This window comes from Candidatus Methylomirabilis sp. (assembly GCA_036000645.1).
Lineage (GTDB): Bacteria > Methylomirabilota > Methylomirabilia > Methylomirabilales > JACPAU01 > JACPAU01.
The window spans coordinates 1-9,224 of the sequence record DASYVA010000040.1 but is presented as its reverse complement, the minus strand read 5'-3'; the positions used below and the strand labels follow the sequence as shown (position 1 = coordinate 9,224).

The following is a 9,224-nucleotide window of genomic DNA, read 5'->3' as shown; positions in this document are numbered from 1 at the left end:
CCCGAGCTGGCACAACCTCTGCTCTCCCTCCAACCGATCCCGTTGCGCGTCGCCGCCCGATGTTGGGGAGAATCGCCGTGGCCCTACGCGATATCCCGGGAGGGAAGAGCATGAGCACCCCAAGACAACGTCCTGCCAGTTCGAGCACCTCACCCTCCGCCAGCACGCGGTGGCGTCGGATCGTAAACGCGCTGCTCCTCGTCGCCGGCCTCCTCGTGGCAGCTGCCGGCTGCGGGCCGAGCCTGAAGGAGGTGGCCGTGTCCGAAGCGGCCGCCCAGACGGAGCGGGAGAAGCAGCAGGAGATGGCCCTCTCCGCGTTCCTGGAGCGGGAGGATCGCCTCGCGCGGGTCTCCGTCCCGCTCCTCACGGGCGCGGCGGAGCTGTGCGGGGAGAACATCCGGCCCCTGTATGGCTTCGAGTTGCACGAGAAGACGCTGTACGGGAAGCTCCTCGGGAAGGATTTCGAGGAGGTGGCGGCGCGCCAGCTCGGCGTGGGCGATCGGGTCGCGGTGCGCACCGTGCATCCCGACTTCCCCGCCGCCGGGGACCTTCGGGTGGGCGACCAGGTCCTGGCGATCAACGACCGGCTCCTGAAGGGCAAGACCACGGCCGAGGCGATGAAGATCGTGGACGAGCCGGGTCTCCCGGCGGAGCAACCCCTGCGCCTGCAGATCGAGCGGGAGGGCGAAGTCCGGGATCTCACCGTGCCCGGCGTCCCGGGGTGCACCTTCTCCGTTCATCTTGTGAACGCCGACGACGTGAACGCCTTCGCGGACGGGAAGCGGGTCATCCTCACGACCGGAATGGTCCGCTTCGCCCGGACCGACGGCGAGCTGGCCCTGGTCGTGGGGCACGAAATCGCCCACAACGCCCTGGGGCATATCTCGAAGCAGCGGGTGAACCGCGTCCCCGGCATGCTGTTGGATGTCCTGATCGCGGGGACGACGGGCATTTACACCGGGATGTTCAGCGAGCTGGCGGGGCGGGCCTTCTCGAAGGGCTTCGAGGCCGAGGCGGACTACGCGGGGCTCTACATCGCCGCCCGGGCAGGCCACGACATCGGCGACGCGGCCGACTTCTGGCGGCGCATGGCCGCCGAGCACCCGGGCTCCATCAAGAAGAACTTCCTCGCCAGTCACCCGAGCGCGCCGGAGCGCTTCGTGGCCATCGAGAGCACGGTGCGGGAGATCGAGGAGAAGCGGCAGCGCGGGGAACCCTTGCTCCCCGAGCTGAAGAAGTAGCGGTGTGGCGGCGGCCCCCTCAGGTCCCGACCCGGAGGGGGCTGGCCAGCTCCTTCAGGAGGGCGATGGCGGAGAGGGCGGAGAGCTTCCCGGTCCGGGGGTTCTCCTCGGAGGGGACGTTCTCGATGTGGGCCGTGAACCGGCCGAACTCCCCCGTGACCTCGACGTCGTGGGTGTTGCGCGTGAGCCCCGGGACGGCCACGACCCGGACGACCGTCCGGTCGGGACCGACCCCGGCCAGGCTCAGCGCCGCCGAGACGTTCACGTTGGCCGGGAAGGCCCGGCAGGCCTCCCGCGCGCTCCCCTCGAAGAGGACGGTCTCGGTCGTCAGTGCGTCGAGGTTAATCCCCCGCTCGACGACGTAAGGAGCGCCGGCCAGCCCCCGGGGCGGCTTCCGGGTGACCATGGTCACCGCCTCGATCCGCCCCACGCAGGCCCCCTTGACCCCGTCCAGGCCGAGAATGGCTCCGGAGGGGACGTAGATCCGCGCTCCCTTCCCCCGGGCCAGTTCGACCCAGTCCGGGTGCTCGAGCAGCCCCCCCACGCTGAGGACGAGAAGCGACTTCCCGGCCGAAAGGGCCCGGGGTGCCAGCTCCTCCAGCGCCGCCGCCGTCGCGGCCTCGACGAGCAGGTCGGCGCGGGCGATTGCGGCCTCCAGGTCCAGCACGGGCGGCCGGGACTTCAGGCCGGCGGCGAATGCCGCCGCCTTCCCCCGGTCCCGGCTGTGCAGGGCGGCCAGCACCGCCCCCGCCACCTTCCCCGCGTCCACGGCGCGGCAGATGGCCCGCCCGATGGTCCCGATCCCCACCACCCCGAGCTTCACGGCACTCCTCCCTGGTTCTTGACCGCTGGACCCTAGCCCGGGCTGAACGCCTAATGTGCGCGCGCCGCTCGACAGCGGGTCCATCCTGCGCTAGACTCGGGCCCCGTTTCGGACGGGAGGGCACGATGGCGGTCGAGCAGCGCCTGATGAGCCGGAAGGAGCGCCGGGAAGCCGCGCGGCAGCGGCGGCGCGACGAGGCGCGGCGACGGCAACTGGGGGTCTGGCGCCGCCGCCTGCTGCTGGCGGCGATTGCGCTGGCGGCGGTGGCGGGCAGCGGGTACTGGTGGTACGCGCAGACGGCGGGCCGGGCCACCTGGGAGTACTTTCCCTCGCAGGGCAACGCGCACATCCCCCGGGTGGATGCCCCCCACGAGCCCTACAACAGCACTCCCCCTACCTCCGGCCCGCACGTCCCGTGGATCGCCCCCTGGGGGGTTCAGAAGGGGCCCGTTCCTCCCGAGATCCTGGTCCATAATCTGGAAGACGGGGGTGTCGTGATCTACTCCGGGTGCGAGGATTGCCCGGACCTGGTGGCGCAGCTTGCGGCCGTCGTCAACCGGCACAAGCAGGTCGTCCTGGTGCCGGGCAAGGGGCTCAGCCACCGGATCGTCCTCAGCGCCTGGACCGTGCTCGACCGGATGGACGAGTTCGACGAGGCCCGGATTGAGCGCTTCCTCAACGCGCACGAAAACGTGGACCACCACGTCCGCTAGGGGGCGCCGGGGCCGCGGCTCCGGGCGTGCGCCCGCTCCCCAGCCGCCCGAATCCGCTTGCGGACCCGGATCGCCTGGGGCGTGACCTCGACCACCTCATCCTCGCCGATCCACTCGAGGGCTGCCTCCAGGCTGAGCAGCCGCGGCGGCGTCAGCCGGATGGCCTCATCCGCGGTGGAGGCCCGGACGTTGGTGAGCTTCTTCTCCTTCGTCACGTTCACGACCAGATCCACCGCCTTCGCGTTCTCGCCGCAGATCATCCCCTCGTAGACCGGCGTCCCCGGCCCGATGAAGAGGGTCCCCCGCACCTCCAGATGGTGCAGGGCGTACGCCGTGGCCACCCCCGCGCGGTCCGCCACCATCGCCCCGGTCCCCCGCCCCGCCATCTTCCCCTGCCACGGCTCGTAGCCGTCGAAGAGGGTGTGCAGGATCCCGGTCCCGCGGGTGTCGGTCAGGAATTCCCCCCGGAACCCGAGGAGCCCCCGGCTGGGGATCCGAAACTCCAGCCGGACCCGCCCCGTCCCGTGGTTGACCATCCGGAGCATCTTGCCCTTCCGGGTCCCCACCTTCTGGGTTACCACCCCGATGAACTCCTCCGGACAGTCCACGGTCAGCTGCTCCACCGGCTCCGAGAGGACGCCGGCCTCGACCCGCGTGACGACCTCGGGGCGCCCCACGGTGAGCTCATACCCCTCCCGGCGCATCATCTCGATGAGGATCGCGAGCTGCAACTCGCCCCGCCCCATCACCACGAAGGCATCGGGGCCCTCGGTCTCCTGCACCCGGATGCTGACGTTCGCCAGCGCCTCCCGCTCCAGGCGCGCCCGGAGCTGCCGGGAGGTGACGAACTTCCCCTCCCGCCCGGCGAAGGGGGACGTGTTGACGGCGAAGACCATCTGGATGGTGGGCTCATCCACCCGGATGGGCGGAAGGGGAACCGGGTGCTCGGGATCGGCGAGGGTCTCGCCGATGAAGATCCCCTCGATGCCGGCCACGGCGACGATGTCGCCGGCGGGCGCCTCGGCCACCTCCACCCGGCTCAGCCCATCGAAGGTGTAGAGGGTGGTCACACGCGCCGCCTCCACCCGCCCGTCCCGCTTACAGACGGCCACGGGGGCGCCGGCCCGGAGCCGCCCGCCCACGATCCGGCAGAGGGCCAGGCGCCCCACGTAGTCGCTGTAATCCAGGTTGGCCACCAGCGCCTGCAGGGGCGCGCCGGAGTCGGCCGCCGGGGCCGGGAGGGCCTTCAGGATGAGGTCGAAGAGGGGGCGCAGGTTGGTCCCGGGGACCGCGGGGTCGGTCGTCGCGGTCCCCCGGCGGGCGTCGGTGTAGAGGAGGGGGAAGTTAATCTGGGCCTCGCTCGCGTCCAGGTCGAGGAAAAGCTCGTAGATCTCGTCCACGACGGCCCGGATGCGGGCGTCGGGCCGATCCACCTTGTTCACGACCACGAGGCAGGGGAGGTTGCGCTCCAGCGCCTTCTTCAGGACGAAGCGCGTCTGGGGGAGCGGCCCCTCGGCGGCGTCCACCAGGAGCAGCACCCCGTCCACGAGGGCGAGCGCCCGCTCCACCTCGCCGCCGAAATCCGCGTGGCCCGGGGTATCCACGATGTTGATCTTCACCCCCCCGTACCGGATCGCGGTGTTCTTGGCCAGGATGGTGATGCCCCGCTCCCGTTCCAGGGAGAGGGAATCCATGACGCGCTCCGCCACCTTCTCGTGGGCCTGGAAGATGCCGCTCTGCCAGAGGAGCGCGTCCACCAGGGTGGTCTTCCCGTGGTCCACGTGGGCGATGATGGCGATGTTGCGCAGGTCGGAGGGGGGTCCCATGGGATGGGCTCCGGGGAGGGCGGCCATCAGCCGACCCGGCAGCGCAGCGCCGTGCCGAGCGCGAGGAGGAGCTTGCGGGGGGCGCTCAGGGTGACCCGCTCCCCGAACACCCGGGCCGGGTCGGCCTCGATCTTGCCGAGGAGGCGGTTGTAGATGGCGCGCATGATTTCGGCCGCCGCGAGCGCCCGCCGCTGTTCCGACGGGAGGCCGGCCTCCGCCTCCCGGAAGTAGCCGCGGGCCCGGGCGGCCTCGAATCGCAGGAGCTTCAGCACCCGCTCCGTCGCCCGTCCCTCCAGGAGGTCCCCCTCCGGCACGCCGAAGGTCCGCAGGTCCTCCTGGGGGAGGTACAGGCGTCCCCGCGCGGCGTCGGTCCGGAGGTCCCGGAGGATGTTGGTGAGCTGGAAGGCTATCCCCAGCCGATGGGCGTAGCGCTCCGCCGGCTCCCCGCTGGCGCCGAAGAGGCGCAGGCAGAGGAGGCCCACCGCCACCGCGACCCGGGTGCAGTACCCCTCCAGGTCCGCGAAGGTGGCGTAGCGGGTCCGGGTGAGGTCCATCTCCACCCCCTCCAGGATCGCCTCGCAGAGGGGACGGGGGAGGGCGAAGTCCCGGATGACGCGCAGGAGCTCCCGGGTGACGGGGTGGCCCGGGGCCCCGGCGAAGGTCCGGTCCAGCTCCTCCCGCCACGCCTTCAGGGCCGCCGCCGCGGCCTCGGGGGAAGCGGCCGCGTCCACGAGGTCGTCGCTCACCCGGCAGAAGGCATAGAGAGCGTACATCCCCTCGCGCTGGGCGCGGGGGAGGACGAGGAAGCTGTAGGCGAAGTTGGAGTGGCTGGCCTTGGTGAGGCGGCGGGCGGTGGAGGGAGCGAAGGGGGTCACGCGAGTCCCGGCGGGGGGCGCCCTGCGGCGCCTAGGCCGCGCCCCTGGGCCGGACGGCCATCAGCTCGGCGGGGAGGGCGAAGTGGACGTCCTCGGGGACGAGCTCGATCTCCTCGACCGCCTGAACCCCCTGCGCCCGGAAGAAGGAGACGAGCGCCTGCACCAGGTGCTCGGGGGCGGAGGCGCCCGAGGTGATGCCGACCACCTTCGGGCCCTGGAGCCAGCCCGCCTCGATCTCGCTCACGTCGTCGATGAGGTGGGCGGGCGTCCCGCAGGCCTCCGCCACCTCCCGGAGCCGGGTGGAGTTGGAGGAGTTGTCGGAGCCGATGACCAGAATGAGCTCTGCGGCCCGGGCCAGGGCCTTGACCGCGGTCTGGCGGTTCTGGGTGGCGTAGCAGATGTCGTCCTTGTGCGGCGCCTTCAGGCGGGGAAAGCGACGCTTCAGCGCGTCCAGGATCCCCTGCGTGTCGTCCACGCTGAGGGTGGTCTGGGTGATGACCGCCACATTGTCCGGGTCCGGGACGTCGAGCGTGTCCACGTCGGCTTCCGAGCCCACCAGGAGGATCCGGTCCGGGGCCTCCCCGGTTGTCCCGATCACCTCGTCGTGCCCCTCGTGCCCGATCAGGAAGATCGTGCGCCCTTCCCGGGCGTACCGAACCGCCTCGTTGTGGACCTTGGTCACCAGGGGGCAGGTGGCATCGATGACCCGGAGCCGTTTGGCCTTGGCCTGCGCGAACACCTCGGGGGAGACGCCGTGGGCACTGAAGATGACCGTGGCCCCGGGCGGCACCTCGTCCAGTTCCTCCACGAAAATGGCGCCCTCCCGGCGGAGCTCCTGGACGACATGGGCGTTATGGACGATCTCCCGCCGGACGTAAATCGGCCCGGGGAACATCTGCAGCGCGAGGCGAACCACGTCGATGGCCCGATCCACCCCGGCGCAGAACCCCCGGGGGCGGGCCAGCACGATCTTCTCCACCGTCATGGGGATCCGGGCGGAGGGGTCCATGGGGCGGGCCTAGGCGGCCTTCTCCAGGGCCTTCACGATCTCCCGGCAGAAGGCGGGCAGGTCGTCCGGCTTCCGGGAGGTGATGAGGTTGCCGTCCACCACCACCTCCTCGTCCACGTACCGGGCCCCGGCGTTGACCATGTCGTCCTTGATGGCGTGGAAGCAGGTCGCCGTCTTCCCCTTCAGGACGCCGGCCGAGCAGAGCATCCAGCCGGCGTGGCAGATCGCCGCCACCACCTTCCCCTGCTGGAAGGCCTCCCGGACCAGCCCCACCATGGCCGTGGAGCGGCGCATCAGGTCCGGGGCGTACCCGCCGGGGATGATGACGGCGTCGAACTCCTTGGCCTTCACCTCATCGGCCGCCGCATCCACCGGGACCGGGTAGCCGTGCTTGCTGGTGTAGCTTTTCGCCGATCCCGTCCCGATGACCTTCACCGTGGCCCCCTCCTCCTTCAGGCGGTAGTAGGGGACCCACAGCTCCATCTCCTGGTAGATGTTCTCGGCCAGGATCGCGACCCGCTTCCCTTTCAAGCTCATTCCTGTCCTCCTTTGTCCTGAGAAAAGATGCTGCCCTATCGAAGCACGCGCCTCGCAGCATTGTCAAGGGTAAAGCCGGGGTCGGTTCCCGCCTTCCGTGGGAGACATCTGCCCGCGAGGGGGGTCCGGGGGAGGAGGTTGCGCGGGCGTCCCGGGTTGTGTAAGATTCCGCTGGTGCCAGTCGCCCGCGCTGACGGGGGCGGGCCGTAGGGGGGAAGGAACCACCATGACGACCGCCACGCTCCGCTCGAAACGCCTGAGCCTGCCGGACTACTTCGCGGCGGTGGAGCGGTTCGCCGCCGAGGGGTGGACCGATGGCCTCCCCATCATCCCGCCCACGGAGGAGCGGGTAGAGGCGATGCTGGCGGTCCTGGGGCGTGATCCCGCCGAGGTGGTGGGCCGCCTGGCCCCCCGCTACGGGCCGGCCACGCTCGAGAAGGTGGCCATCAACGCCGTGATGGCCGGCTGCCGCCCCGACTACTTCCCGGTGGTGGTCGCGGCCATCGAGGCGATTGGGGACGATGAGTTCAACCTGAACGGGGTCCAGGCCACCACCCACGTGGCCGCGCCCCTCTGCATCGTCAACGGGCCGGTCCGCCGGGCCCTGGAGATCAACGGGGGGCCCAACTGCTTCGGGCAGGGATGGCGGGCGAACGCCACCATCGGCCGGGCCATCCGGCTCTGCATGATCAACCTGGGGGGCGGGGTCCCGGGGCTCACCGACAAGGCGACCTTCGGGCACCCGGGCAAATACACCTACTGCGTGGCGGAGAACGAGGAAGCCTCCCCCTGGGAGCCGCTGCACGTGAGCCGGGGCCTTCGCCAGAACCAGAGCGCGGTGACGCTTCTTGCGGCTGAGGCGCCCCACAGCGTGAGCGACCACGTGAGCCGCACCGGGCGCGGCATCCTGACCACCGTCGCCGACACGTTGGCCACCATGGGCAACAACAATATGTACAAGCAGGGGGAGTGCCTGGTGGTCATCGGCGCGGAGCACGCGAAGACCCTGGCGGAGGAGCGCTGGGGCCGGCGCGACGTCCAGCAGTTCCTCTTCGAGACGGCGCGGCGGCCGCTGCATCGCCTGAAGCAGGGGGGGGAGTACTACGGGGACGCCACCTGGGAGAAGTACTGGCCCCGATGGATCGATCGGAACGACGACAACGCCCTGATCCCGGTGGTGAACCGCCCCGAGGATATCTTGCTGATCGTGGCCGGGGGAAGCGTGGGCCGGTTCTCGCTGGTCATCCCGGGCTGGGGTCGCCTGGGGAGCCGGGCGGTCACGAAGGTCGTCCCGGCGGTCGCGGCGGCCGCCTGCCTGGACGGTGACTGACCGGACGAGCGGGCGCCGGCGGGACCGGCCACGGGGAGCGAACAAGGTATGGCACGATGACGCAGGAGGAGCTGGCGGTCGGCATCGTGGTGCTCGACCCGACGGCGGATGAGGAGGTGGAGACGCACCCCCTTGCTCCCCGACGGGGGAGCCTGAACGGGCTGCGGGTCGGCTTCCTCGATAACAGCAAAGAGCGGGCGGACGAGATCCTGAAGCGCCTGCAGGAGCTGTTGGCCGAGCGCTACGAGTTCGCCGAGACGATCTGGCGCCGCAAAACCTTCTACACCCAGCGGGCCCCGGACGAGCTCCTGCAGGAGATGGCCCGCGCCTGCGACGTGGTGGTCACCGCCGTCGGTGGGTGAGGCTCCTGCACGTCGGGCAGTGTGCTCGACGCCGTCTTGCTGGAGCGGCAGGGGGTGGTGACGGCCACGATCCTGACCTCCGAGTTCCTGGAGGCGGGGCGGCAACACGCCAGGAACTACGGCATGCCGGACCTGCCCCTCATCCCCATCGCCCACCCCGTCGCCAACGTGGGGCCGGAGGCGCTCCGCAAGAAGACCGAGGCCGTCTTCCCCGAGGTCCTGGAGGCGCTGCTCCGGGGAGCCGCCGGCCCGGCCACGTCTACCACGACTGACCCGCCGGCCTGATTGGGTGCCCCGACATGGCCCGACTCGGAAGCGGAAGCCACTACGCCGCGGGGCCGGTTCCGCGGCGTTTGCTATTTCTTCGGTAGTTATGCGGACACGGTCCCCGGCTGTTGCTGACTAGGATAACATGGTATTTCTCCGATCCGAGAGGTCACGGAGCCGCCAGGGTGACATGAAGAAATTCCTTCCGATGGAAGTCAAGAACGCACTTATCGAGGTGTGC

The 9,224-nt window shown here is 70.6% G+C and carries 10 protein-coding genes; 5 read left to right on the top strand and 5 right to left on the bottom strand.

All coding sequences use genetic code 11. The annotated features are described in order from the left end of the window. Window positions 1–110 precede the first annotated feature (110 nt). On the top strand, window positions 111–1,241 hold the full coding sequence (locus tag VGT06_02325) for a M48 family metallopeptidase (protein ID HEV8661970.1): 1,131 nt from the start codon (window positions 111–113) through the stop codon (window positions 1,239–1,241). Window positions 1,242–1,260: 19 nt separating this feature from the next. Here the strand turns inward: VGT06_02325 and VGT06_02320 are convergent, their stop codons facing one another. Then, complete coding sequence (locus VGT06_02320; GenBank protein ID HEV8661969.1) at window positions 1,261–2,064, bottom strand: aspartate dehydrogenase; 804 nt, start codon at window positions 2,062–2,064, stop codon at window positions 1,261–1,263. A 125-nt stretch (window positions 2,065–2,189) separates the two neighbouring features. Here VGT06_02320 and VGT06_02315 point away from each other — a divergent pair, with 125 nt between their 5' ends. Next, on the top strand, window positions 2,190–2,777 hold the full coding sequence (locus VGT06_02315) for a DUF3105 domain-containing protein (GenBank protein HEV8661968.1): 588 nt from the start codon (window positions 2,190–2,192) through the stop codon (window positions 2,775–2,777). On the opposite strand, the gene typA is transcribed toward VGT06_02315, so the two are convergent. The 4 genes from typA to VGT06_02295 are packed head-to-tail and all read right to left on the bottom strand — an operon-like array spanning window position 2,774 to window position 7,024. After that, window positions 2,774–4,603: a translational GTPase TypA gene (gene typA, locus VGT06_02310; protein ID HEV8661967.1), complete on the bottom strand. Its 1,830-nt coding sequence runs from the start codon at window positions 4,601–4,603 to the stop codon at window positions 2,774–2,776. The genes VGT06_02315 and typA overlap by 4 nt on opposite strands. 26 nt (window positions 4,604–4,629) lie before the next feature. Then, complete coding sequence (gene hpnD / locus VGT06_02305; protein ID HEV8661966.1) at window positions 4,630–5,478, bottom strand: presqualene diphosphate synthase HpnD; 849 nt, start codon at window positions 5,476–5,478, stop codon at window positions 4,630–4,632. A 31-nt stretch (window positions 5,479–5,509) separates the two neighbouring features. Further along, window positions 5,510–6,487, bottom strand: coding sequence for a 4-hydroxy-3-methylbut-2-enyl diphosphate reductase (locus VGT06_02300; GenBank protein ID HEV8661965.1), 978 nt, complete (start codon window positions 6,485–6,487; stop codon window positions 5,510–5,512). Between the two features lie 9 nt (window positions 6,488–6,496). Next, window positions 6,497–7,024 (bottom strand): type 1 glutamine amidotransferase domain-containing protein, encoded by a 528-nt coding sequence (locus VGT06_02295; GenBank protein ID HEV8661964.1) that lies wholly within the window; start codon window positions 7,022–7,024, stop codon window positions 6,497–6,499. A gap of 226 nt (window positions 7,025–7,250) precedes the next feature. Here VGT06_02295 and VGT06_02290 point away from each other — a divergent pair, with 226 nt between their 5' ends. From VGT06_02290 to VGT06_02280, 3 genes are read left to right on the top strand one after another with little or no spacing between them, the layout of a single operon-like run. Next, window positions 7,251–8,354 carry a hypothetical protein gene (locus VGT06_02290; GenBank protein HEV8661963.1) on the top strand — a complete coding sequence of 368 codons (1,104 nt, stop codon included), beginning with the start codon at window positions 7,251–7,253 and terminating at the stop codon, window positions 8,352–8,354. A 56-nt stretch (window positions 8,355–8,410) separates the two neighbouring features. Beyond that, window positions 8,411–8,716 (top strand): hypothetical protein, encoded by a 306-nt coding sequence (locus VGT06_02285; GenBank protein HEV8661962.1) that lies wholly within the window; start codon window positions 8,411–8,413, stop codon window positions 8,714–8,716. 21 nt (window positions 8,717–8,737) lie between these two features. Beyond that, entirely contained in the window at window positions 8,738–9,001 is a 264-nt protein-coding gene (locus VGT06_02280) for a hypothetical protein (protein HEV8661961.1), read from the top strand. The last annotated feature ends 223 nt before the right edge of the window (window positions 9,002–9,224 follow it).

Coding starts and splice junctions, on each gene's coding strand:
- VGT06_02325 (HEV8661970.1), top strand. CDS start 111: ATGAGCACCCCAAGACAACGTCCTGCCAGTTCGAGCACCTCACCCTCC.
- VGT06_02315 (HEV8661968.1), top strand. CDS start 2,190: ATGGCGGTCGAGCAGCGCCTGATGAGCCGGAAGGAGCGCCGGGAAGCC.
- typA (HEV8661967.1), bottom strand. CDS start 4,603: ATGGGACCCCCCTCCGACCTGCGCAACATCGCCATCATCGCCCACGTG.
- VGT06_02300 (HEV8661965.1), bottom strand. CDS start 6,487: ATGGACCCCTCCGCCCGGATCCCCATGACGGTGGAGAAGATCGTGCTG.
- VGT06_02295 (HEV8661964.1), bottom strand. CDS start 7,024: ATGAGCTTGAAAGGGAAGCGGGTCGCGATCCTGGCCGAGAACATCTAC.
- VGT06_02290 (HEV8661963.1), top strand. CDS start 7,251: ATGACGACCGCCACGCTCCGCTCGAAACGCCTGAGCCTGCCGGACTAC.
- VGT06_02285 (HEV8661962.1), top strand. CDS start 8,411: ATGACGCAGGAGGAGCTGGCGGTCGGCATCGTGGTGCTCGACCCGACG.